We start from the raw sequence: 24,065 nt of genomic DNA on the forward strand, positions 1-24,065 counted from the left end.
CTTTTAAAGATTATATCGTATAAGTTCAAGCCTTTAAATTCCGGACCTGTCAGCTATCAACATCTTCCTTTAAAATTTCCTTTATGACAGATTTTACATCATCCCACTTGTAGCCCCTTCTTAACATATACTGTCCTAAATTTCTTGCAATTTTCATATCATCATTACAAGAACCTGCTATTATATTATACCTTTTTTTTGCAATTGCATATATGTTATTTATATCTTTTTTGCAATTTTTTTCCTCCTGGCTAAAATCTTCCTTATTTATTATCTCATGTAAAGTTTTTTTAACGGTATGTATATCATATCCTTTTCCAGCCAGATAATTTCCAAGTTTTCTGTAAGCATCACCCTCACTGGTGCAGTTTTTTAATATACTTTTATATTTTTTAACCCCTATTTGAAGTGCATTCTCTTCATAAACAGTTCCATCAATATCTTGAAGCTGATCATCTATTATATTTCGGGATATCCCTTTCCTCAGGAGTTCGTATTTCATTTTTTCTTTTCCCCAGCAGCCAAGTTTCCGTCCTATATATATTTTGACATATTTCAGATCATCCACAAATTTATGTTTCTTAAGAAACTCCAGTGTTCTTTCTATAGTATCAGCATCGTATTCTTTTTTTAACAGCTTATCCCGTATCTGTTTTTCCGTCTTGAAACTTCTTTCTATAATTTTAAGACTTGAGTTCTTACATCTTATATAGTTGTCTTCCTTAACTATATTCTCAAGATATTCTTTATCTATCTTTTTTCCCTTTTCTATGCCGTATTTATAAACTATCTGTATACTGCATGAAAACAAAAATTTACCATCCACGCATACATTGACCCTTTTTTTATTCTTAGTCTGAATCTTTATATTGGTAACTAAATTCTCGTTCATAAGATCAACTATATCTCCCTTTCAAATGATAGTGAAAATCGAGCACCTACAGTGCCTTCCTTAGAACATATACAGTAGGATTGTCAAATACTTTTCTTGAAACATCATATAAATCATCCTGTGTTATCTCATCCATTGCTTTTATGTCGTAATTGAATTTGAATATATCCTCACCTTCCATAGATTGAACCAGAACATATTCTCCAATATCAGTACTATCTTCAAGTGTAAATACAACGGACGTCTTAAGCGACTTTTTCATAAGTGAAATAGTACTGCCGTCAAATACTATTTTTTCATTCTTTACATCCTCTATGCACTTTAATACAGTTTCAATGGCAATTTCAATGTTTTTTTCATCAACCGCAGTATATATATACAATGTCTTTATATTATTTGTAAGATCAAGGTCTGTATATACATCATACGCCAGCCCTTTCTCCTCCCGTAATTTACGGAACAATATCGAATTCGGACTTTCACCCAGTTTATGATTTAATATTCTAAGAGCCAGCTCCTGCTTCTTGTCGAGTCCATAAAGAGTAAACAGAAACATTACACTGCTCTGTTCTATATCTCTTCTATATTCATCCTTTCTATCAGGAATGTTTCTTTCAAAAGATACCTTGTTTCTTGAAAACTTTTTGAAATTCCATTCTTTAAAATATTTTAAAACAAGATTGTATACAGTATCATGATCATAGTCCGATACTATAGATATAAAGCAATTGTTTGGTACATAATACATATCATGAAATGAAACTAAATCTTTTCTTGAAAAGTTTTTTATACTGTTTTCACTCCCACATGTATCATATCTCAAAGGACTATTTCTAAATGCCATTTTGTTTATTTGTCTGAAACTAAACTGCTCCATATCATCCACACTTGCCCGTATCTCCGAATTTATAACTTTCTTTTCTTTTTGAATTTCGTCTTCTTTAAAAGATGGATTCATTATCATATCGGACATAATCTCTATAGAATTTTCAAGTTCTTCTGAAAGATTCGTACTACTATATACGGTACAATCATAATTTGTATAGGCATTGTACTCTCCCCCCAGATTTTCCAAATCCTCATTCAGTTTTTCATTGCTTCTTTTAAACGTGCCTTTGAAAAGCATGTGTTCAATAAAATGTGATATTCCTCTATTTCCCTCCGACTCATACATAGATCCTATCTTAATTCCAATATGAAGGGCAGATATTCTGGTGTTGTTTCTTACAGTTGTCAATCTTATTCCATTTGGCAAAATTCTCTGTACAGCGTCAAACATATATGTCTCCTCTAAAAACAATAATTTTAAAATACTTATATTACATTATATCATACAGCCGCCAAAGTACTTATTCCATGCACAATTAAATTTGATATTATTGAAATACTGTGTTATGATAGGATTTGCTTTGTAATATAAAAAAGAAAGAGGAATTTTAATGAGTAATATTAGTTTCAGTGATTTAAACTTACATCCCAAAGTTCTTCAGGCCATAGATTCCATGGGATTTGAAGAACCATCTCAAATTCAAGCCGAATCAATTCCTGTAATTCTCGACGGTCATGATGTAATAGGTCAGGCACAGACAGGTACCGGTAAAACTCTGGCATTCGGTGCTCCTATGCTTAGTAAGATAAACAGCGTCGATAAGAATATATCAACTTTGATACTCACTCCAACACGTGAGCTTGCAATACAGGTCAATGATGAACTCAGCAGACTTGGAAAATTCAGAAAGATAAAATTTCTTCCGTTATATGGAGGTCAACCAATCGAACGTCAGATAAGATCCCTTAAAAAAGGAATAGATGTAGCCGTCGGTACTCCCGGAAGAGTAATAGATCATATAAATAGACGTACACTTGATTTAAGTAAAATACAATTTTTAATAATAGATGAAGCCGATGAAATGCTTGATATGGGATTTATAGATGATATAGAAAGCATACTAAAAAGTGCAAACAAAGACAGGCAAACTCTCTTATTTTCAGCAACCATGTCAAAACAAATAAAAAAATTAGCTTCAAACTACATGAGCAGCGATGCAAAGTACATAAAAATACAAAAAAGTACTTTAACAGTAGAAAAGATTAAACAATACTACTATGAAATAAAACACAAGGACAGATTTGAATCCCTATGCAGGATACTTGATGTAGATGAGCCTTCAAGTGCAATAATATTCTGTAAAACAAAAAAAGGCGTTGATGAACTTGTGGAATCAATGCAGTCAAGAGGATACAACGTAGAGGGTATGCATGGTGACATGAACCAAAACCAGAGGATGAACACCCTTAGAAAATTCAAAGATGGAAGTCTTGAATTCCTCGTTGCAACTGATGTAGCTGCAAGAGGAATCGATGTTGAGAATGTATCCCATGTAATAAATTACGACTTACCTCAAGATACGGAATATTATGTTCATAGAATTGGAAGAACTGGAAGGGCAAACAAAGATGGAATAGCCTATTCACTTGTAACTCCAAGAGAGTATATACTCTTGAAACAAATAGAAAAATTCACAAAGAGCAAAATAAAAAGAAAAGAAGTTCCAACTATAGACGATATATTTGAGGCAAAATACAAACACATCATTGAAAAAGTAAGAGATACAATTTCTGAAGATGATTTCAAAAAATTCATTCCAATAGCTACGGAGCTTGATGATGATTATAATCTTGTGGATGTTGCAGCCGCCCTCATGAAAATGTTATTCGATAACGAGATAAGTTTTGATTATAAAGAAAACTCAATAGACAGGGATATAGATGAAGAAACAAGATTATTCCTATCTATAGGAAGAATGGATAATTTAACTCCAAGAAAACTTATTAAATTCATACATGAAACTGCTTCGGTAGAAACACATGAAATTGGTGATATAGATATATTAAACAAATTCACCTTCGTAAATGTTACAGAGAGCATAGCTTCCGTGATCCTCAAGAGGACAAACGGGAAAAAGTTCCAGGGAAGACGTGTATCCGTACAAATTGCAAAGGGAAAGAAAAACACCCGTAAATAATCACGGGTGTTTTTCTTTGCTCTATACAAATTCCCTGCGGCAAAAGTTGTCATCGCCATATCTGCCCTTTGCATTGTACATTGCTCTATCTGCATTTATTATCAATTCGTCTACACGTTTCCCATCTCCGGGATAAAAACTAAAACCCATGCTGAGTGATATATTTATATCTACTTCATTCACTCTTACGCTCTTATTTTTGGTATTTATAATTCTTGATGCAATCAATTTATAATTATCTACATTTTTTATATAAGGCAGTAATATTAAAAATTCGTCTCCTCCATATCTCGCAACTATGTCATTTTTCCTTGTTGACTTTTTTAATATGTCGGCTACTTTTACAAGTACCTTGTCCCCTACCTCATGTCCATATGTATCGTTTATATTTTTAAATTTGTCAACATCTATAAACATAAGTCCAATCAAATAGTTGTTTCTTTTGGCAACATCCAGAACTTTCTCTGACATTTCATAAAACAAAGTTCTATTTGCAAGACCTGTAAGCTGATCATAATAGGCAAGGTTTTTTATTATATTCTCCTTGTCTTTTAACGCTTTATTGGCTTTAAACAATTTTTTCAAATACTCTTTAAGTTTATTTATTTGTATAAATTGATTTGTAACATCTATAAACTCCATGAGTATTAAAGTCTCCCCAGATTTCTGAATATTGCTGCTTATTTTTAGATTCATGTCATACTTGTCATTTATAAATCTTCCATGCATTGCGGCAGCAAAAAACATATTATATTGCTTACTTTTTATTTGAGTCATTACTTTTTTAAAATATCCTTTATTTAAATTCGGAAAGATGTGGTAAAAGTTCTTGCCAATTGCAAAGTCACTTTTGATACTAGTTACAATTTCCATATTCCTGTTCCATAGATGTATTTCAAACTTTTCATCAAGTATAACTATTCCTTCATCAATATTATTTAAAACATTGAAAAAAGTTCTATTCATATAATTCATCCTTTACCATGTCTATCTTTTTCATAACCTCTTTCAGTGATGCAAGCGTTAAATCAACTACCACGGCACCCTTCACCTCAGTATCATCTATAAGAAACGTTATATATAATACCAGTATGTATTTAAATTGATTACTGCATATATGTTTATTAAAATCATCTCTATCAAATAAATTCACTTCCGGAAGTGTATAATTCAAACTTATAGAAAGATTGTTTGCAATTTCCCCGACCATTGAATTTAAAATGATATTTCCAACTTCCTTTATAATATCAAAATCAACATCTGTAAACTTGGTTTCACAATGTTCTCCAATATCTTCCTTATGCAAACACAAGTTTATAAATTTCCTCATCTTTTGAGCTTTGAAAATTAAGTTTGCTTTTCCAACCAGCTTCTCTTCAAAAGAAATAGAGGATACCATAAGTGTACCCTTTAGTGTTTCCGGAATAAATCTATCTAAATTTAAATTTTCCGTTTCTATATCAAAAATTTCTATATCAGGTACATCGAGAAGTATTCTTCTGTTTGTTATTTCCGATAGCATGCTCGCAGCTCTTCCAAAACTTATATTGAACATTTCCTTAAGTATATCATACCTTAAACTACTCTTATCTATTTTCATGTCCATCATTCCTCATATAATCGCATATATATTTTGCCTTTTCTTCATTAAACGGCTTATTTATAAAAGAGATTACATCAAGAGATTCAATCTCCTCTCTCACATTTTTTTGAACATCTGCTGAAACTACAAATATTTTAGCATTGCCATCCTGCTCTTTTATAAGTTTTATAAGCTGTCCTCCATTAACCTCCGGCATTAATAAATCGAGTAATATATAATCCGGATTTATTTCCTTGTATTTTTCAAACCCTTCTTGTCCATCTTTTCCGAAAAATATCTGCGTATCTGGTAAATATTTTTTTATCAAATTTCCCGTTATATTTTGAGAAAAAACCGAATCATCTACAATCAAAATCTTTATCATAACAATTACATACCTCCAATTGTAAGAACATATTTCTAAATTCAATGTGAAATGTTCAAATATACTTTATAATACTATCTTTACCAGTAAAATTATAGCATTAAGTCAGTGAATTTCACAGTAAAATTCTGTGCATTTTTCCTTTAATTAAGTACCTATAAATTCAAATCTCTAAAACTTGAAATCATAATAGTTATTATAACATATGTAAAATTTAATCATAGTTCATACATTGAAATAAACCTTGTATTATTTTATTACTAATACTATAATAAAATAGTTGATAGTATAGTTTTTCCATACTTATATATATCACAAATTTAGAATAGTAGGTGATTTTTATGCAGAATATAATATTGACAGAATCCGGCAAGAAAAAGTTGGAAGATGAACTTGAATACTTGAAAACGGTAAAAAGAGTAGAAATAAAAGCTGCTTTAAAAGCTGCCCGTGCGCAGGGAGATCTTAGTGAAAATGCAGACTATAGTGCTGCAAAAGACGATCAATCAATGACAGAGACAAGAATACAAGAATTGGAAAATCAACTTAAAACTGCCGTAATTATAGAAAGTTCTTCCGAGGCAGATTTATTCGATATAAATAAAACAGCCTTGGTAAAATTTTATGATATAGATGAAACTGAGGAAGTCACTCTTGTAAGTTCCGTAGAAGCAGATATGAAAAACATGAAGATAAGTATCGAGTCACCTCTCGGTAAATCATTATTCAGACGTAAAGTAGGAGAAAAAGCAACAGTTCAATCTCCTGATGGAAATTACGAAGTAAAAATTGAAAAGTTATTGTAACAAAATAGATTATTGACACATACATATATTAAACTTATAATATTTAAATATGTTAAAAGAAATTCTACAATTTTGATCGCATAGAATGGAGCATATATAAATCTGAGCATGGTTTTAGCTTTAGATTTTTGTATGTTCTTTTTTAACCTATCAATTGTCCTAATATTCAGGGAGGAATTGACAATGAAAAATTTAAAAGACATATGTCTTCTTTTATTGGGATGTTTTTTTGTTTCTTTTGGAACCTATTTTTTTCTTGCACCATGTCATATAGCCGCAGGTGGATTAAGCGGTGCCGCCATAATTGTAAACAGTATATTTACCAATATACCAATTGGACTCTTCATGATGTGTGCCGAAGTAATACTTTTTATAGCTGGAGTAATACTTATAGGCCCAGTCTTCGGCGGAAAAACGGTTCTATGCAGTTTTTCAGTATCTGTTACAATACTTATAATGCAAAAGTTGTATCCAAATGTAAAGCCTTTCAGCAGTGATACAATGCTCCAGCTCGTATTCGGCATATTAATATGCGGTGTCGGAATGGGAATTGTATTTGACAGAGGTGCCTCCACAGGCGGTACTGACATAATAGCAAAAATAATAAACAAATACACAAAAATAAGTATAGGCAAATGTATATTGATTCCAGACATAATCGTAACCATAGCAGCTTTATTGATCTTTGGAGTAGACAGAGGAATGTATGCCATCCTTGGAGTAATACTGAATGCCACTTTAATAGACAGGATAATCTTATCTCTAAATACATATAAGCACGTAGCTATAATCAGTTCAAAATGTGATGATATAAAAAATTATATAGTAAATGAACTTGACAGAAGTGCCACTATATACTATGCAAGAGGAGCATATAAAAACAACGATAATGAAGTTATAACCACAGTGCTCAGCAGAAAACAGTTTTTAAAGCTTAAAGAGTTTATAATAAAGACCGACAGTAAGTCATTTATAACTGTAAATGAGATAAACGAAGTTCTTGGAGAAGGTTTTTCCAGCATAATATAAAAATCATGCACAGCCTGATGCCGTGCATGATTTTTTTTATAATCCCAAAAGATTACTAACCTTACCTTTGTCAAATCCAACTATATACTCACCATTTATAACTATAACAGGAACTCCTCTGTATCCTTTCTGAATCAGTTCCTTCTTTGCCTCTGGATTTGTAGTTATATTATGTTCCACAAAATCCACATTATTTTCTTTGAAGAACTCTTTTGCCATCTTGCAATACTGACACGTACTGCTTGTAAATATATCAACTTTTTCCATTAATATCATCTCCATTATTAAACTTTACATAGTATATTATAATTGTTTCTATATTTATGTTAACATACAAAGCATGTTTAATCAATATCATCTAATAATTTTTATTAATCAAGCGAATAAATATTATCTCCCATGACTTTTGCTTCATCTCCATCATGCGTGACCATTACAATACTATTATTTCTCTCTTCATGAAGTTTTAAAAGTCTTTTCATAATTCTCTGTTTTAATTCGTGGTCCATACCTTTGAAAGGTTCATCCATAAGCAAAAGATCACCATTATATGCAATTGCCCTCGCAAGAGCAATTCTCCTTTTCATTCCGCCGCTAAGTTCATCTGGAAATTTTTCAGCATAATCTTCCATCTCTACAATTTTAAGATACCTCAAAACTTCAGGTTCAATGTCTTTCTTTTTTAAGATTGATTTCAATACAAAAGCAATATTTCCAAACACATTGGAGCTTTTTATAAGTCTGTCTTCCTGAAATATATAAGCTATTTTGCTGCTTCTCACTATTATATTTCCACTATAATTTTTATCTATTCCAGATATCAAATTAAGAAGGGTTGTCTTTCCACATCCTGATTTTCCAAGAATAATCGTAATTTTACCTTTTATGAATCTCATGTTGAATTCATAAAAAATTTTATTTTTTCCATAAACTTTATATAAGTTTTTTATTTCGATTTCAATATTTTCTTTTAAATTCCCGTTCAAAAATACCCTCCTTCATTATAATATTTTCTCATAAATCAACAATGCATCTTAAATTTATTTAAAAACATTTTAAACAACTTTTCAAACAAAAAACTTAATATTACAACTATAGCCGTCCATGCAAACAGGTCCTGAATATCGAGCATACTTTTTGAATCAAGAAGATTTATCCCTATCGAATATTTCGGTGTGCTAAGCACCTCTGCCGCAACCGAAACCTTCCACCCTATTCCAAGACACATAAATATACCTGACACAATGTAACTTCTAAGTTGAGGCATATACACATATCTTATCACATACCTCTTTTTCACTTTATATATATGTGCCATTTCCATTAATTGCTTGTCAACATTTTTTATTCCTTCAAGTACATTCGTATATACTATAGGAAAGCATATAAGAACCGCGGTAAACACCACAACATTGGAAGAACTAAACCACACAAGAGCTATTATTATTACAGATATTATAGGTGTTGATTTTACAAGTACAACAACAGGATTCAAAAATATTTCTACTAAATTATTAAGTCCTGAAACTATTCCAAGTAAAATTCCAAAAACTATTGATATAATTATTCCCTCAAGAACTCTTAAAAGGCTGAATAAAATACTGTTCCAAAAATATGCTTTTCCTGAAAGGAGAACAAGGGCTTTTATAACTTGAAAAGGCGATGGCATCAAAATTACATTTCCTATGAGGAGAGAACATATCTCCCAAAGCACCACCCAAAATAAAATCACACAAATTTTTTTAATTGTTTTTGCCTTCACTATAATAGAAATTTTCATCAGGCAATTTCCCTCCAATAGACTTAGGATTGTCCTTCATCAATACATTGTAAAAATTGTCAAGCATACCTTTGCCTTTCTGTGCATTTATATAAACTATATTGCATCTTGGTATAGCAATGTTTGCAATCGTGGCTTTCGGAATTATTCCATATTTTTCAACAAGTTTTGAGGCAGCCTTTGTATCCTTATTTACAAATTTAACTGACTCCTCATATCTTTTTAAAAATTTGTCTGCCGCTCCATCTTTATTGTCTGCAAAATTTTTGCTGAAAATAATAGTCCCCATAATCAAGCTGCTCTTTCCCTTGGACACTTTGTCCCATTCTTTTGTAAGGTCAAGAGCTACATTAAGGTCTTTGTCCTTTATTTTAGTGGTAGTAACAAAAGGTTCCGGGAGAACGGCAATATCTACCTTTTTGGAAGCCACTGCTGCTGAAAGATCACTATGACTCATTTTATAATTTATATCTACATCTTTTTGTGGATCTAATCCATTTTGTTCAAGTATGTAATTAAATGCAAACTCGGGAACAGAGCCTTTTCCACTTGCATAAACCGTTTTACCCTTCAAATCGCCGATACTCTTAACCGAATTTCCATTTTGAACAACATATAAAACTCCAAGCGTGTTTATTCCCGCCAGCTTCACATTTTTTTTGGTCTTGTTATATAAAACAGACGCAATGTTTGAAGGTACCGCTGCTACATCAACTTCTCCCTTTACCACTTTTGAAACTATCTGGTCCGCCGAATCATATACAGAAATATCATAATCGGATTTATAGCTTTCCATAAGTTTCACCATTCCGATTCCCGTTGGCCCCTTCAATGCAGCAACTTTTATCTTTGGTTTAGCATTATTATTCGAAGCCGAATTTCCAGAGCATCCTCCTGCAAATAATGAAAATACAAAAACAACCATCAAAATAAAAACATATTTATATCTATTCTTCATAATATTCCTCCAATTTTAACATGAGTATTTAATCTACAGGTATATTATATATCAACTTAATTTCCATTTCTATGAGCAATATGTACTTTTATCTAATTATATTTCATATTCATATAATAGGGTTATAATGATAAATTTAACAAAAACTTGACATCATAATGTACATGAAGTAGAATATATTCATTAGCAGTCACTGCGTTTGAGTGCTAATGTACCGTCAAGATATATAAATTGACTTACAACTTAAATACCATATCTTAACTGATATTATTACTCAACAGTTTGATATCCAGCATTTATCTTGGTAATTTTCTACTTTAAAAGATCTTTTAAATCATTCTAAAGACCTTCATAAACTATATAAAAATTCAAAATTAATACCATTTGATATTTTTTCTGACATAGTCGTTATAATTCATATGCTTTGTTCGGCATACAAAAAATTATTTTCTTATAGGGGGAATTTAAATGAAAGCATTACTTTTAGCAGGTGGCAGAGGTACACGATTGAGACCATTAACTGATAATCTTCCAAAACCTATGGTGCCAATCATGGGTACTCCTCTCCTTGAAAGGACTATATACAAATTAAAAAAATGTGGTGTAGATGAATTCATAATAAGTACATGTTATAAATCAGACTATATAAAAAACTATATAGGTGACGGCAAAAAGTTCGGAGTAAGGATATACTATATTTCGGAAGATATTCCTCTCGGCACCGGCGGTGCCATAAAAAATTCAGAGAGATTTTTTAACGATACCTTTCTTGTTTTAAATTCCGACGTAGTATGTAATATACCTTATGACAATTTCATAAAATATCATAAAAGCAAGCACGCCAAAATTTCAATAGCCATGACAGAAGTTTCAGATCCTTCACAATACGGCGTTATAGAATTCGATTCATCAAATTATATAACTGCATTTAAAGAAAAGCCAAAAAAAGGTGACAGCAATTCAAAATGGATAAATGCCGGAGTATATATTTTTGAACCGGAAGTATTAAAAGAAATACCAAAAAACAAAATTGTATCCATAGAAAAAGATACATATCCTCTTCTTTTAAAAAAAGGGTATAAAATGTGTGCCTATAAATATTCCGATTACTGGCTTGACATAGGCACTCTGAAAAAATATATAAAAGCTCATGAAGATATATTCTTAAGCCAGTATAAAACTATAATGAAAAAAAATCCTGATTTTGAAATAAATAATTTAGTAATAAAAGGCAATAATATAAATATAAGCCCAAATATAGACATGACGGGTCCTATATTTATAGGAAACAATGTAACTATAGAAGAGCATTGTAATATTGGACCTTACACAATTATAGGAAGCAATTCAGTAATACACTTAAACAGCAGTATATATAAAAGCATATTGTGGAATAATGTAAATATAGCAAGAAATGTAAATCTTACAAACACTGTAATTACATCAAGCTATAATGTAAAGCCCTACTGCAGTATTGAAAACAAAGTTTGTTCTTCAAGCGATTACAACAACGATTTACTTGCTATATGAAATTTTTAAGAACATATTTAGAGGAGTGATTTATTTGGATAAAAATATAGTGTTTCTAAGCACATATTCTCCAAGACAATGTGGAATAGCAACCTTTACCGAAGACCTTGTAAAAAATTTAAAAGCCGAATATCCGCTAAATTCATATAAAATAGCTGCTATAAACGACAAATACTATGAGTATGGAAATGAAGTACTTCTTACTTTAAATCAATTTAAAAAAAGTGATTATATCATGTCAGCTAAAAAGTTAAACGAATCAAATACCGACCTTGTAGTTATAGAACATGAATATGGAATATACGGAGGCAGCGCCGGAGATTACCTGCTTGATTTCATAAATAATCTCAAAATTCCTTTTGTCACAACACTTCATACAATACTCTCAAACCCAGATGAAAAACAAAAAGAAATAGTGCATGAACTTGGAGTGAAAAGTCAGAAATTGATAATTATGTCCAAAAATTCAGAGAACATACTTGAAAGTGTCTATAATATACCAAAAGGCAAAATCAAACTCATACATCACGGCGTACCGGATCTAACTGTGGACAGTCGTAAAAATCTAAAGAAAAAATTCGGTTATGAAAAAAACAGCATAATAAGTACATTTGGACTTATTAGTCCAGGCAAAGGAATAGAATATGCAATAGAGTCCATGGGGAAGGTTGCAAAAAAGCACCCTGAAGCCATATATCTCATACTTGGTAAGACTCACCCCTGCATACAGGAAAAATACGGTGAAACATACAGGGACAATCTAAAGGATATTGTAAAATCCCTTTCAATAGAAAATAACGTAACATTTATCAACAAATACCTTACAAAACAGGAAATAGTGGACTATCTTGCAATGTCCGACATATACATGACACCCTATCTCGGCGAAGAACAATCGGTGAGTGGAACTCTTGCATACGCTGTAGGATATGGAAAAGCAATAGTTTCAACACCTTATAGATATGCACGGGAAATGCTTAAAAACAGGCGGGGCGTTCTTGCAGAATTTAAAAATTCGGACTCACTTTACAATTCAATCGAGTACTTGCTTGATAATCCGGAAAGAAGACTGTATATGGAAAAAAACATGCTTAATCTAGGTAAAAACATGAGGTGGCCAAAAATAACAGAAAAGTATAATGACCTATTCAATGAAATTATAAAAAATAACGAATATAAAAAACAGGTGGTGTAACAAATGTTTACTGAATCAGATGCTTATCCTCTTTTTCTGATGACGGATGACACTGGAATGATACAACACAGTAATTTCGCCGTACCTGATCCCAAATCCGGATACACAACAGATGACAATGCGAGAGCGCTTATATGCGCTGTAATGTTGTATGAAAAATATAGAAGTACTAAATATTTAAAACTTATATTTGTATATCTCTCATTTTTGACATATGCTCAAAACGATGACGGTTATTTCAAAAATTTTATGAACTACAACAGAAATTTTATAGAGGAAAGAGGCTCCGAGGATTGCTTTGGAAGATGCCTGTGGAGTCTTGGATTTACAATGAATTCAAAATTTCTTGATAAAAACATAAAATATTCTTCACTTAAGCTTGTAAAAAGTGCCATAAAACAATCAAATAAACTATCTTCGCTTCACGGCATGGCTTATTCATTAATTGGTTTATGCCTAGTTTATGCCTCTATAACCTCCAGCATTATAAATGATTTCGGGTGCAAAAGAGATAAACTGATTTCAATTAAAAATACTTCAATGCAGCAAATAACTTCATTGTCCGATCATATCTGCAGCAGTTTTACAAAAAACTCAGATGAATGCTGGTCATGGTATGACAGCCAACTTACCTATTCAAATTCAATAATACCGTTCAGTCTGATAAAAAGTTATCATATAACAAAAGATAAAAAATACCTTTTAACAGCCACTAAATCATTAAGCTTCTTGGACAAAGTTCATTTTAAAAATGACTTTTTCAAGCCCGTTGGGTGTAAAGGCTGGTACAAAAAAGGTGATACATCACCTGCTGAATTTGATGAACAGCCTGTGGAAGCCTGCAGCAGTGCATTACTTTACAAGGAAGCTTATAAAACCACCGGTAATACACTCTACAAAACAAGATTGAATCTTTGTTTAAAGTGGTTTACCGGAAAAAATTCAAAAATGACGTCCCTTGTAAATCCTGTAACGAAAGGTTGTTTTGATGGAATAACGGAATCTGAAATAAATCTCAATTCCGGTGCCGAAAGTATAATTTCAAAAATACTAACACAACTTGTATGTGAAATCTAAAGTAGTCTGCACTCCTGGGATTTTACTCCCTCTGGTGCACCTTCTTTCTCTTTATCTTGTGTTTCTGAGGCTTTAGGCTTATATCTGTAACTACCATATTTGGATTCATTTCAATTATATATTTCACAACCATTGCAACATCCAAAGCCTCCATATATGCACACTTGTCACTAGAATCTTCCATAAAATTAGAACTTCTATAGAAATTCGATCTTGTAATATCCGGATGAACATTTATTATCTTAACTCCAGTCTTTCTCACTTCTGCAAAAAGACTTTCTCCAAAATGAGTAATCCCTGATTTTGTTGCAGAATATGCACATCCATATGTACTTGTTTCATTTGCAGTAACTGACGATATATTTATTATGGTACCCTTGTTTTTCTTTAAATTTCTAAGCAGAATATTTGAAAGTATCATTGGGGCTTCAAGATTTACACATACCATGTCATGAATTTTTTCTGGATTTAATTCTTCATGCGGACCAAAATATCCAATTCCTGCATTATTTACAAGAAGTTCTATACTCTTATCCTTTAATTTTATATCATCAACAATCCTGCACAGTTGATTGATTTCCCGAAGGTCACATACCTCTTGAATAAAATTCCGATTTTGTACATTTGACTTTGAAAAATCCCTTCCAAAACCATAAACCTTATATCCCTTTAAAAGAAGAAGCTTTGATATCTCCTCCCCTATTCCAGAAGACGCTCCTGTTACAATTGCGGATTTCATAATGTCCACTCCTTAACTTCATTCATTCTATATGAATATTTTATCTTTTTCAACAATTTGTGATAAAATGCTGCTCATAAAATTCATCATTTCATCCGTATGCTCTTTCGAGTATGTAAACACTCCCTGTTCATTTACAAATGGATACGCAAGTATCCGTGATGTCGGATTTGACTTTTTCATATTTTTAAAATATTCCTTTGAAACTCTGAATGTACCTACGCTTATATCCCTGACATTTTGGCATGGTATAACCTTGAAGGTATTCTCCACACACTTTGCATAAATTGTTTTCCAATCTTTCACATACAGAAGTGGATCAAAGCATATTCTTATTTTCCATCCTGCATCTACTGCCTGCTTCGCACTATAAAGCCGTTTGGTAAATGATGGTGATCCAACTTCATATTCCTTTGATATTTCCTCTGGTGAAAATGTCCATGCAAGTATTACCCTTTCATATGGTGAGAAATCCTTTATGCTCTTAAAATTCGTACTTTTCGTCCTTATCTCTATGCTCAGTCTCTCATGTTTTCGTACAAAATTAATCCACCTTGATACAAATCCGGTTATATTTTCAAACGCAAGTAAATCTGTATCATAAGATATACAAAGATATACTGGATGTTTCTCTAAAATTTTCTCTAATTCCAAAAACACATCTTCAATATTTACAAACACAACTATGTTTGCAGAAGGATACATTCCTCTAAGATAACAATACTCGCAATCGTACAGACAGTTCATTATAGATGATGTATAATAAAAATACTGATTTCCAAAATCTTCACATACCTTTGCTCCTCTGTATATTAAATTTTGATCTTTAACTGCCAATATAAGCTTCGGGGACTTCTTTTGCATGGAAAAGTCCTGATTTTTTCTATTAAATACATCTTTATAATGGTTTATTTTAATTACCGTGGATGTTTTGAATTTTTGCAGTATTTTTCTTGCCACATTGTACTTAAGAGCCTTTTCTTCAACATATATATGTGAAAAACTAGAGTACTTCAAATTGTTTTTTAAGTTGTTCAAAGTATATCTTTCCTTCCTGCTTAGACTCGCACATAATTTGAGTAAATGGTTCCAGTGCAAGAACAAGGTTGCCTCCGAGAACTTTGTAATTTGTGGAAAGTTTTTTCAACTCATGCTTCATTGTAGTTGAAAGTTTTAAACTTGCTGCAGTATCTTCTATATAGTCCATATCACGTCCATCCAAAATATTATTTGCCCTTATGGCACTGTTCTTTAGCTGCATAATCCAATTAACTATGGAAGTCGATGCCATTCTCAAAAGTTTTTTGACATCATCTCCTGTAATTTTACAATTCTCCATGTAATCAGATACAATTTTTATACAATAAATTCTATGTGGAGGTATGAACTTTGATACTGATTGAAAAAATCCTGCAGACTCCATATCCACAAAATCTGCTTTTACGTCCTGTTTATACTTCACAGGCACACTAAAACTTTCAATAGAACCCTCGAGAAAAGGATGTTCAAATAGTATATCCGGATAAAATGCCTTTTTGCTGTCACCATCCATTATTTTATTTACAAGAATGGTCTTCCCAAGTGCTGCATTCTTTGAAATGCTTCCACATATTCCTACATTTATAAAAGTATCATATTTTTCAACATTAAATCTGCTTATTACATACGTACAGGCACATGCCGCATTTATTCCTCCTGTACCTGTAATAACAAGGACAATATCCTCATTTTTGAATACCTGAAACTTGTTTATTTCACTGCACCTTTTCAATGAAAATTTTTCTATAAAAATTTTTGCTTCATTATATAGTGCTGCTGCTAAAAATATCATTTTATTACCTCTTTAATTTTTATTAAAAATAATACACCATTTTATTATAATATAACAAAATGATGTGTTAGACAAATTTTACTTTTTATAAACTTTTTCTCCAAAGCCTATGTCTTCTACTGGACACACGTTACTGCACAAATGGCATCCAACACATTTATCTTTTAAAAGATTCGGCTTTCTATTTTGAAAATCCCACTTTATAGCTTGATGTCCTCCATCATAGCAGGAAATATAACACCTTCCGCATCCAATACAATTATAGTCCTCAAATTCTGGATATATTATATATGACCTGTCAAGTTTGTCTGTAGATACTATATTTTTATTTGCAATACCTACCATATCACTTAGATTTTTAAAACCCTTTTCCTCCATATAATTGCTTAATCCATCTTTAAGATCGTATATTATTCTGTATCCATACTGCATAACTGCTGTTGTTATTTGTATGTTTGAAGCTCCAAGAAGTATAAATTCAACAGTATCTCTCCAAGTCTCAATTCCGCCCATGCCGCTTATTGGTACATTTTCAAGGCTTGGATCAACTGCCATTTCATGTATGAATCTAAGTGCAATAGGCTTTACTGCTTTTCCAGAATATCCAGAAACAGAAGATTTTCCGTTAACAGTTGGATATGGAGTCAAATCATCAAGATTTACTCTTGTTATACTTTTTATAGTATTTATAGCAGCCAGTGCATCTGCTCCTCCTTTTATTGAAGCTTCAGCCGGAACTATCATATTTGTTATATTTGGAGTCATCTTCGCAAGAATTGGAATATTTGTTCCCTTCCGCACAGCTCTGCAGTATTTTTCTACAAGTTCAGGACTCTGACCTACATCTGCACCCATGGATTCAAGTATCATCTGGGGACATGAAAAATTACATTCTATCATATCACAGCCTGCCTCTGTAACCATTTTTGCAAGTTTTGTCCATTCCTTTTCAGTTTCTCCCATTATTGAAGCAACGATAACTTTTTCAGGATAATTCTCTTTTAGTTTTTTCATACATTCCAAATTTTCTTCCAAGGGATGGTCAGAGATCTGTTCTAGATTTCTGAGTCCTACAAAGGGCGTATTTTCTTTTCCCATTATATCAAATCTTGGGGACACCTCATCTGGAATATAAAATCCTATGGTTTTAAATACAATACCAGCCCAGCCCATTTCAAGAGCCTTTTCACACATTTCATAGCTGCTTGCCACTACTGAAGATGATAAAAAAAATGGATTTTCACATTTCACTCTGGAAAATTCTATTGACATATCATTCATTTTTCTACCTCCTCGGCTATATCTCCACTACAAAGTATTTCTTGAACTATTCTTACTTTTATAGGGCTGTCCATTTTTCCCCTTATACAATTTCTCTGACAATACATTTGATTGTTACAGGCTTCCCCACATGGTCCTTTGTCTTTGAAACTCTTACTTGCCTTTAAAAAAGCTCCTTTATAATTTTTAAACCTCAAAGACATTATAACTGAGGCGGGATCCCTTTCTGCAGGACACATTTTGCTGCATGGCGGATCATAGCATAAAAGGCATCTTGATGATTCCTCTATTAATTTTGTAAATCTCATATTATTAGCCATATTGAAAGCCTCCTTGAATTAGTTCTAGTATGTCTACTTTCTACTTCTCTTTATAAATTTTCCCCATCCAGGTTTTCCAAGGAATTCTCCATCTTTAAACACAAGTTTTCCTCTTGAAAATGTCATAACAGGATATCCCTTTAACTCAAGACCTTCCCAAATGGTATAATCAACATCTGAATGCATATTATCCTTTGACACCGTAAACTTTTTATTAGGATCGTAGACAACTATATCGGCATCGCCGCCAACTGCAATACTTCCCTTTTGTGGTACACAGCCATATATCTTTGCAGGATTATATGCACAAAGTTCAATTGCCTTATTGAAAGATATTTTTCCCTCATTTGCTTTACTTAACATATATGGATACATATTTTCTATACCCATGCATCCATTTAGTATCTTTGTAAAATCATCTATACCCCAGTCTTTTTCATAGGACTGGAATGGACAGTGGTCAGTCGCAATAGTTGAAATATCTCCTGTTTTTATACCATCCCAAAGTGCTTTTTGACTTTCTGCTCCCTTCATCGGAGGAGAACATACAAAATTTCTTCCGTCTTCTCTTTTGAATACTTCATCTGTAAAATGAAGATACTGAGGACATGTCTCTGCATATATTTCATAGCCTTCGTCTCTAGCCTTTTTTACTTCTTCCATACCTTCCTTGTTTGCAAGATGAACTATATAAAGAGGAGCATTTAATTCCTTTGCCCAGTGTATTGCTCTCTTGTCCGCTTCAGCCTCTACAAATTCCGGCCTTGACAAGTAATGATACCATGCAGAAGTCTTTCCTTCTTTTAAAAGCTTTTCTGTTCTTATGTCTATCAAATCAGGGTTTTCTGCATGAACAGCTATTATTGCCCCGACTTCCTTTGATTTTTCAAGAACCTTGTATAAAAGTCCATCATCTGCCATAAGCCCTTCTTTTTTATATACCATATAAACTTTAAAACTTGGGATTCCAAAATCTACAGCAGTTTTGAATTCATCCAGAACTTCCTGTCTAAGGTCTGATATTACAACATGAAAAGCATAATCCACACATGCTTGTGGAGCACAAAGTTCATCCCTTTCCTTTGCAATTTCAAGTATTCCCTGACCCTTTCTTTGAAGTGCAAAATCAAATACAGTAGTAGTTCCCCCACATGCTGCAGCTCTTGTACCAGCTTCATAGTTGTCAGCAGATACAGTTCCTCCAAAAGGCATTTCAAGATGAGTATGTCCATCTATAGCTCCTGGAATAACATATTTTCCAGATGCATCCACAATTTTTGCACCTGCATCAGTCAAGTTTGAAGCTATAGCTGTTATTTTTCCATTTTCTATGCCTATATCAGCTTTATAAGTATCTAAAGCAGTTATTACAGTACCATTTTTTATAATTGTATCCATATTATAAAACACTCCTCTACAAAATATTTTTAACTAGAAACTTTGTCAGTTCCCTTGCTTCCTAAGTTCAAAAGATAATAAATCACAAACGCAAGTCCAAAACCTACAAACCATGCATAACTTGAAACAGCTGAAAGTGAAGGAACTATCTTTCCTATAAATGCTCCAAAAATTCCTATTGCAAGTGCAATTATTGCTTTTATGTTAAATCCTTTGTAATAGGAATATATACCCTGTGAAAGATATAAATCTTTTAAACTTATTTTTGTCTTTTTTACAAGCCAGTAATCGCATATTATTATGGCCGCTACAGGTCCAAGTATTCCTGAATAAGTATCAAGCCAGTTATATACATAGCCACTTGGATCTGCAAGAAGCTTCCATGGCATAATAAGTATTCCTATAATGCCCGTTATAAGTCCACCGATTTTAAAACTTATGTGCTTTGGTGCTATATTCGAAAAATCATTTGCCGGAGACACTATATTTGCAGCTACATTAACAGAAAGTGATGCAACAATTATTCCCAAAAAACCGATGAACATGGCAATAGGATTTGTAAACTGTGATATTATATCTACAGGGCTCCACATGCTTTTTCCATATATAACTATAGTTGCCGAGGTTATTATTATACCTATAGCCGAAAATATAGTCATTGTTACTGGAAGTCCTATAGCCTGTCCTATAGCCTGTCCTATAGCCTGTTCTTTTTGCCCCTTTGAATATCTGGTAAAATCCGGTATATTGAGAGACAATGTGGCCCAATAACCTATCATACTTGTAAGTGCTGCTGGAAATACAGACATAAAACTTCCAAAACTTTTAAGTTTTCCTTCTGAACTCAAAAGTGGTCCAAATCCATTCGCTGACTTTATTGCCCATATCATAAGAAAAAATGCAAGAATCATTACAAGAGGCGCCGCCCAGTTTTCAAATTTCTTTAGTTGTTCCATACCTTTGAAAATTATAAACATCTGAATTGCCCAAAATATCATGAAAGTTATACCCGACGGAAGGCTGAGGCCTGCTATCTGAAAATTCCCACCGAGAGTTTTCCAGCCTGGAATCATGGCCGAAAATAAAACATTCAGCGCACTTCCTCCTATATATGTGTTTATTCCAAACCATCCACATGCAACAATTGCTCTAAGTATTGCAGGAATATTTGCTCCAAATACTCCAAAAGATAATCTTGAAAACACAGGAAAATTAATTCCATATTTAGTACCTGGATGTGCATTCAAAAGAATTGGTACGAGTACTATAAGATTTCCAAGGGTTATTGTAACGAGTGCTTGTTTCCAGTTCATCCCAAGGGATATAAGACTTGCTGCAAGCATATACGTAGGTATGCAGTGAGCCATTCCAACCCAAAGAGCAGTAAAATTATAAGTATTCCATGTTCTCTCTTTTACAGGCACCGGTGCATTATCTGAATTGTAGAGCTTACTGCTTTTTATTTCATTTTGTTCAGTATCCAATTCATATATTTCTTTTGATATAGAATCTTCCATTTTTAATTCCCTTCTTTCTTGAATATTTTTATAGGCTCCACCTACGAATTTCAATTGGTAACTTATTATTTTTCATCAATATCTAACACTGTCTGAAGAAGTACATTTGCACCCTTAAGGCAATTTTCTAACGGAGTTTTTTCTATTTCACAATGACTGTGACCTCCTATGCTTGGTACAAATATCATAGTTGTAGGAAGCATATCTGCTGCAAATTGTGCATCATGTCCAGGTCCACTGTACATTCTCATGCTGGAATATCCGTAATTTGTTGCATTTTTCTCAACAATATCTACAAATTCTTTGTTAAAACTTATAGTTTTACGTGCCCAGAGTTCTTTATAACTCACCTTACATCCTGCAAGTTCTTTAGGTATATTTTCTATAACTTCAACCACCTGCTCTATAACCTCAGGGTCTTGATGTCTTGCATCCAATGTAAATTTGACATCATCAGGTATTATTGTATGAACATTAGGCGAACAGTTTATTCGTCCTGTTGTGTAAACAAGTTTATTATCAAGTTTGTCAAGTTCCCTGTGAAGATATTGAATGGCCTCTGATGCTGCAAGCAGTGCATCTTTTCTCATTTTCTGAGGAACTGTTCCCGCATGGCCTGCCTGTCCCAAAAACTTAAATTCATAATTTACCATTCCAACAACACCTTCAACTACTCCAATATCTTTTTTCTCAGCTTCAAGTACAGGACCCTGCTCAATATGAAGTTCAAGAAGTGCCATATAATCTTTAGGATTTATTCTGCTTTTCTTTTCTCCCTTATATCCGCTTTTTTCTAAAGCTTCCTTAAAAGTTATTCCTTCTGCATCTTTTGAAGCAAGCATTTTTTCTTTATCAAATTTTCCAGTTATAACTCCGGAAGACATCATTGCAGGATCAAATCTTGCACCTTCCTCATTAGTCCATATCATTACAGTTATAGGGTGTCTGTGAGGTATCTTTTCAGTAACTATTGTTTCAGCTACTTCCATTGCAGTCATTACTCCAAGTATTCCATCATAGTTTCCCCCTTGTACAACTGAATCACAATGGGAGCCCATTGCTATATGCGGAATATCCTCTGAGCCCTCAAAAGTAGCATAAATATTGGCCATATCATCTGTTTCTATTTTTGCTCCAAGTATTTTCATTCTTTTCGAAAATTCATCCCTTGCACTAATGTCTTCATTTGAAAGTGCAAGTCTTGTTATTCCACCATTCCCTGTATCACCAAATTTGCTGAATGTAACTATTTTATCTTCCATTCTATTTAAATCACAACTAATATCTCTCATTTTTAAAACTCTCCTTTATATTTTTAAATATTCAATATTTTTAAAATAAAATAAATTTAGTATGAACTTATTTTTTTATATATTCATCTACAAAGTATAAAACTTCATCCAATATGCTCATTGCCTCTTTAATCTGATGTTCATTTATTATAAGTGGTGGAGCAATCATTATGCAGTTTTCATGGGAATACGTCGAGAACCCTTTTTTCTTAAGCATACCTATTATTCTAGGCATTATTCCTTCTGGATCTTTTCCATACTCTACAATAGGTTCTCTTGTTTCCTTGTTTTTGACAAGTTCCACCGCAGAAAAAAGTCCTATATATCTAACATCTCCAATGCTTGGATGATCTATTTTCATTTTTTCAAGTATTTTTCCAAGAACAAATCCCATTTTCTTCGAGTTTTCTACAAGTCCTTCTTTTTCATATACATCAATGGTGGCACATCCTGCCGCACAAGATATTGGATGTGCACTGTAGGTAAGTCCACACATAAGTGTATTATCATCAAAATACTCCGCTATTTTCTTGCTTACAATTACTCCTCCAAGTGGAACATAACCGCATGTAATTCCCTTCGCAAAAGTTATAATATCCGGCTGTACATCCCAATTATTGCACGCAAACCATTCTCCAGTTCTTCCCCAGCCTGCCATAACTTCATCACAAACCATCATTATTCCAAACTCATCACAAAGTTTTCTTATTCCCTTAAGATATCCCCCTGGAGGTATTATAACTCCATTACTTCCAGTTACAGTTTCTACAACTATTGCTGCTACACTGTCCGCTCCTTCATATATGAGCTGTTCTCTAAGTTTGTCAATATAAAACTTTGAAGCAGCCTCTTCACTTTCAAACTTTATTTTTTCCCTGTATACATAGGGATCAAAAAATTTTACAAATCCAGGTATTCCTGGCTCACAAGTATACCTTCTAGGTTCGCCTGTCAAATTTGCAGCGCCAAAACTTGCACCATGATATGATCTGTATCTTGAAAATATTTTGAATCTTCCAGTTACCATTTTTGATATTTTTATAGCATTTTCATTTGAATCTGCTCCACCCAAAGTAAAAAATACTTTTCCCATATTGTCTGGAGCCTTTTCTATTACTCTTGAGGCAAGCTTTGATCTTACATCTACGGCATATGACGGTCCTATAAAAGGAATCTTTTCAGCTTGTTTTTTTATAGCCTCTATTACTGTTTTGTTCCCATGTCCTATATTCAGGTTCACAAGTTGAGACGACATATCTGTATACCTGTTTCCGTCACTATCCCAGAAATAAATTCCTTCAGCCTTTACAATCACAGGCGGATCAAGCTTTTTTTGTGCACTCCAGGAATGCATATTGTATTTCTTGTCATATCTCTTTATATCCTCTAGATCTATACTTAATTTTGATTTTTCCATGATATCCAAC

Annotated in this window: 24 protein-coding genes; 6 read left to right on the forward strand and 18 right to left on the reverse strand. The window is 32.8% G+C overall.

All coding sequences use genetic code 11. The features are described 5' to 3' along the window. Positions 1–49: 49 nt before the first annotated feature. Positions 50–892 (reverse strand): recombination regulator RecX, encoded by an 843-nt coding sequence (gene recX, locus AC4CVH_RS04700; RefSeq protein ID WP_490786580.1) that lies wholly within the window; start codon positions 890–892, stop codon positions 50–52. 46 nt (positions 893–938) lie between these two features. Beyond that, a complete protein-coding gene (locus AC4CVH_RS04705) occupies positions 939–2,171 on the reverse strand; it encodes a M16 family metallopeptidase (RefSeq protein WP_490786581.1) in 1,233 nt (410 codons plus the stop codon). Positions 2,172–2,331: 160 nt separating this feature from the next. Between AC4CVH_RS04705 and AC4CVH_RS04710 the strand changes: the two genes are divergently transcribed. Next, the gene (locus AC4CVH_RS04710; protein ID WP_490786582.1) at positions 2,332–3,918 is read left to right on the forward strand and encodes a DEAD/DEAH box helicase; all 1,587 of its coding nucleotides are present in this window, start codon (positions 2,332–2,334) and stop codon (positions 3,916–3,918) included. A gap of 21 nt (positions 3,919–3,939) precedes the next feature. Here the strand turns inward: AC4CVH_RS04710 and AC4CVH_RS04715 are convergent, their stop codons facing one another. From AC4CVH_RS04715 to AC4CVH_RS04725, 3 genes are read right to left on the reverse strand one after another with little or no spacing between them, the layout of a single operon-like run. Next, positions 3,940–4,884, reverse strand: coding sequence for a diguanylate cyclase domain-containing protein (locus AC4CVH_RS04715; RefSeq protein WP_490786583.1), 945 nt, complete (start codon positions 4,882–4,884; stop codon positions 3,940–3,942). Further along, the gene (locus AC4CVH_RS04720; protein WP_490786584.1) at positions 4,877–5,518 is read right to left on the reverse strand and encodes a chemotaxis protein CheC; all 642 of its coding nucleotides are present in this window, start codon (positions 5,516–5,518) and stop codon (positions 4,877–4,879) included. The genes AC4CVH_RS04715 and AC4CVH_RS04720 overlap by 8 nt, the downstream gene beginning before the upstream one ends. After that, positions 5,505–5,885, reverse strand: a complete 381-nt coding sequence (locus AC4CVH_RS04725) for a response regulator (protein ID WP_490786585.1) — start codon at positions 5,883–5,885, stop codon at positions 5,505–5,507. Before AC4CVH_RS04725 ends, AC4CVH_RS04720 begins: the two co-directional genes overlap by 14 nt. A 341-nt stretch (positions 5,886–6,226) precedes the next feature. Between AC4CVH_RS04725 and greA the strand changes: the two genes are divergently transcribed. Beyond that, entirely contained in the window at positions 6,227–6,691 is a 465-nt protein-coding gene (greA, locus tag AC4CVH_RS04730; protein ID WP_490786586.1) for a transcription elongation factor GreA, read from the forward strand. 183 nt (positions 6,692–6,874) lie between these two features. Next, entirely contained in the window at positions 6,875–7,720 is an 846-nt protein-coding gene (locus AC4CVH_RS04735) for a YitT family protein (protein WP_490786587.1), read from the forward strand. A 36-nt stretch (positions 7,721–7,756) separates the two neighbouring features. Here AC4CVH_RS04735 and AC4CVH_RS04740 read toward each other — a convergent pair whose 3' ends face one another. The 4 genes from AC4CVH_RS04740 to AC4CVH_RS04755 all read right to left on the reverse strand — a co-directional run bounded on the left by AC4CVH_RS04740 (position 7,757) and on the right by AC4CVH_RS04755 (position 10,458). After that, positions 7,757–7,987: a glutaredoxin family protein gene (locus tag AC4CVH_RS04740; RefSeq protein WP_490786588.1), complete on the reverse strand. Its 231-nt coding sequence runs from the start codon at positions 7,985–7,987 to the stop codon at positions 7,757–7,759. 104 nt (positions 7,988–8,091) lie between these two features. Beyond that, entirely contained in the window at positions 8,092–8,706 is a 615-nt protein-coding gene (locus AC4CVH_RS04745) for an ABC transporter ATP-binding protein (protein ID WP_490786589.1), read from the reverse strand. 35 nt (positions 8,707–8,741) lie between these two features. Next, positions 8,742–9,500 carry an ABC transporter permease gene (locus AC4CVH_RS04750; protein WP_490786590.1) on the reverse strand — a complete coding sequence of 253 codons (759 nt, stop codon included), beginning with the start codon at positions 9,498–9,500 and terminating at the stop codon, positions 8,742–8,744. Next, positions 9,463–10,458, reverse strand: a complete 996-nt coding sequence (locus tag AC4CVH_RS04755) for an ABC transporter substrate-binding protein (RefSeq protein WP_490786591.1) — start codon at positions 10,456–10,458, stop codon at positions 9,463–9,465. Before AC4CVH_RS04755 ends, AC4CVH_RS04750 begins: the two co-directional genes overlap by 38 nt. Positions 10,459–10,926: 468 nt before the next feature. Between AC4CVH_RS04755 and AC4CVH_RS04760 the strand changes: the two genes are divergently transcribed. The 3 genes from AC4CVH_RS04760 to AC4CVH_RS04770 are packed head-to-tail and all read left to right on the forward strand — an operon-like array spanning position 10,927 to position 14,260. Beyond that, complete coding sequence (locus AC4CVH_RS04760) at positions 10,927–11,988, forward strand: nucleotidyltransferase family protein (RefSeq protein WP_490786592.1); 1,062 nt, start codon at positions 10,927–10,929, stop codon at positions 11,986–11,988. A gap of 25 nt (positions 11,989–12,013) precedes the next feature. Next, positions 12,014–13,183 (forward strand): glycosyltransferase family 4 protein, encoded by a 1,170-nt coding sequence (locus AC4CVH_RS04765; RefSeq protein WP_490786593.1) that lies wholly within the window; start codon positions 12,014–12,016, stop codon positions 13,181–13,183. A 3-nt stretch (positions 13,184–13,186) separates the two neighbouring features. Continuing rightward, positions 13,187–14,260, forward strand: a complete 1,074-nt coding sequence (locus tag AC4CVH_RS04770; RefSeq protein ID WP_490786594.1) for a glycosyltransferase — start codon at positions 13,187–13,189, stop codon at positions 14,258–14,260. Positions 14,261–14,282: 22 nt separating this feature from the next. On the opposite strand, the gene AC4CVH_RS04775 is transcribed toward AC4CVH_RS04770, so the two are convergent. From AC4CVH_RS04775 to AC4CVH_RS04815, 9 genes are all read right to left on the reverse strand, one after another. Next, on the reverse strand, positions 14,283–14,999 hold the full coding sequence (locus tag AC4CVH_RS04775) for an SDR family oxidoreductase (RefSeq protein WP_490786595.1): 717 nt from the start codon (positions 14,997–14,999) through the stop codon (positions 14,283–14,285). A gap of 27 nt (positions 15,000–15,026) precedes the next feature. After that, complete coding sequence (locus AC4CVH_RS04780; protein ID WP_490786596.1) at positions 15,027–16,037, reverse strand: SPL family radical SAM protein; 1,011 nt, start codon at positions 16,035–16,037, stop codon at positions 15,027–15,029. Further along, positions 16,003–16,830 (reverse strand): 5'-methylthioadenosine/S-adenosylhomocysteine nucleosidase family protein, encoded by an 828-nt coding sequence (locus AC4CVH_RS04785; RefSeq protein WP_490786597.1) that lies wholly within the window; start codon positions 16,828–16,830, stop codon positions 16,003–16,005. The genes AC4CVH_RS04780 and AC4CVH_RS04785 overlap by 35 nt, the downstream gene beginning before the upstream one ends. A gap of 78 nt (positions 16,831–16,908) precedes the next feature. Then, complete coding sequence (gene preA, locus AC4CVH_RS04790; RefSeq protein WP_490786598.1) at positions 16,909–18,111, reverse strand: NAD-dependent dihydropyrimidine dehydrogenase subunit PreA; 1,203 nt, start codon at positions 18,109–18,111, stop codon at positions 16,909–16,911. Further along, on the reverse strand, positions 18,108–18,431 hold the full coding sequence (locus tag AC4CVH_RS04795) for a hypothetical protein (protein ID WP_490786599.1): 324 nt from the start codon (positions 18,429–18,431) through the stop codon (positions 18,108–18,110). Before AC4CVH_RS04795 ends, preA begins: the two co-directional genes overlap by 4 nt. A gap of 33 nt (positions 18,432–18,464) precedes the next feature. Further along, positions 18,465–19,829: a dihydropyrimidinase gene (gene hydA / locus AC4CVH_RS04800; RefSeq protein ID WP_490786600.1), complete on the reverse strand. Its 1,365-nt coding sequence runs from the start codon at positions 19,827–19,829 to the stop codon at positions 18,465–18,467. Between the two features lie 29 nt (positions 19,830–19,858). After that, entirely contained in the window at positions 19,859–21,346 is a 1,488-nt protein-coding gene (locus AC4CVH_RS04805) for an NCS1 family nucleobase:cation symporter-1 (RefSeq protein ID WP_490786601.1), read from the reverse strand. Between the two features lie 65 nt (positions 21,347–21,411). Then, positions 21,412–22,638, reverse strand: a complete 1,227-nt coding sequence (locus AC4CVH_RS04810) for a Zn-dependent hydrolase (RefSeq protein ID WP_490786602.1) — start codon at positions 22,636–22,638, stop codon at positions 21,412–21,414. Positions 22,639–22,705: 67 nt separating this feature from the next. Further along, positions 22,706–24,055: an aminotransferase class III-fold pyridoxal phosphate-dependent enzyme gene (locus AC4CVH_RS04815; RefSeq protein ID WP_490786603.1), complete on the reverse strand. Its 1,350-nt coding sequence runs from the start codon at positions 24,053–24,055 to the stop codon at positions 22,706–22,708. Positions 24,056–24,065: the final 10 nt, after the last annotated feature.

This window comes from Clostridium pabulibutyricum, assembly GCF_058242705.1.

Coding starts and splice junctions, on each gene's coding strand:
- recX (WP_490786580.1), bottom strand. CDS start 892: ATGAACGAGAATTTAGTTACCAATATAAAGATTCAGACTAAGAATAAA.
- AC4CVH_RS04705 (WP_490786581.1), bottom strand. CDS start 2,171: ATGTTTGACGCTGTACAGAGAATTTTGCCAAATGGAATAAGATTGACA.
- AC4CVH_RS04710 (WP_490786582.1), top strand. CDS start 2,332: ATGAGTAATATTAGTTTCAGTGATTTAAACTTACATCCCAAAGTTCTT.
- AC4CVH_RS04715 (WP_490786583.1), bottom strand. CDS start 4,884: ATGAATAGAACTTTTTTCAATGTTTTAAATAATATTGATGAAGGAATA.
- AC4CVH_RS04720 (WP_490786584.1), bottom strand. CDS start 5,518: ATGAAAATAGATAAGAGTAGTTTAAGGTATGATATACTTAAGGAAATG.
- AC4CVH_RS04725 (WP_490786585.1), bottom strand. CDS start 5,885: ATGATAAAGATTTTGATTGTAGATGATTCGGTTTTTTCTCAAAATATA.
- greA (WP_490786586.1), top strand. CDS start 6,227: ATGCAGAATATAATATTGACAGAATCCGGCAAGAAAAAGTTGGAAGAT.
- AC4CVH_RS04735 (WP_490786587.1), top strand. CDS start 6,875: ATGAAAAATTTAAAAGACATATGTCTTCTTTTATTGGGATGTTTTTTT.
- AC4CVH_RS04740 (WP_490786588.1), bottom strand. CDS start 7,987: ATGGAAAAAGTTGATATATTTACAAGCAGTACGTGTCAGTATTGCAAG.
- AC4CVH_RS04750 (WP_490786590.1), bottom strand. CDS start 9,500: ATGAAAATTTCTATTATAGTGAAGGCAAAAACAATTAAAAAAATTTGT.
- AC4CVH_RS04755 (WP_490786591.1), bottom strand. CDS start 10,458: ATGAAGAATAGATATAAATATGTTTTTATTTTGATGGTTGTTTTTGTA.
- AC4CVH_RS04760 (WP_490786592.1), top strand. CDS start 10,927: ATGAAAGCATTACTTTTAGCAGGTGGCAGAGGTACACGATTGAGACCA.
- AC4CVH_RS04770 (WP_490786594.1), top strand. CDS start 13,187: ATGTTTACTGAATCAGATGCTTATCCTCTTTTTCTGATGACGGATGAC.
- AC4CVH_RS04775 (WP_490786595.1), bottom strand. CDS start 14,999: ATGAAATCCGCAATTGTAACAGGAGCGTCTTCTGGAATAGGGGAGGAG.
- AC4CVH_RS04785 (WP_490786597.1), bottom strand. CDS start 16,830: ATGATATTTTTAGCAGCAGCACTATATAATGAAGCAAAAATTTTTATA.
- preA (WP_490786598.1), bottom strand. CDS start 18,111: ATGAATGATATGTCAATAGAATTTTCCAGAGTGAAATGTGAAAATCCA.
- AC4CVH_RS04795 (WP_490786599.1), bottom strand. CDS start 18,431: ATGGCTAATAATATGAGATTTACAAAATTAATAGAGGAATCATCAAGA.
- hydA (WP_490786600.1), bottom strand. CDS start 19,829: ATGGATACAATTATAAAAAATGGTACTGTAATAACTGCTTTAGATACT.
- AC4CVH_RS04805 (WP_490786601.1), bottom strand. CDS start 21,346: ATGGAAGATTCTATATCAAAAGAAATATATGAATTGGATACTGAACAA.
- AC4CVH_RS04810 (WP_490786602.1), bottom strand. CDS start 22,638: ATGAGAGATATTAGTTGTGATTTAAATAGAATGGAAGATAAAATAGTT.
- AC4CVH_RS04815 (WP_490786603.1), bottom strand. CDS start 24,055: ATGGAAAAATCAAAATTAAGTATAGATCTAGAGGATATAAAGAGATAT.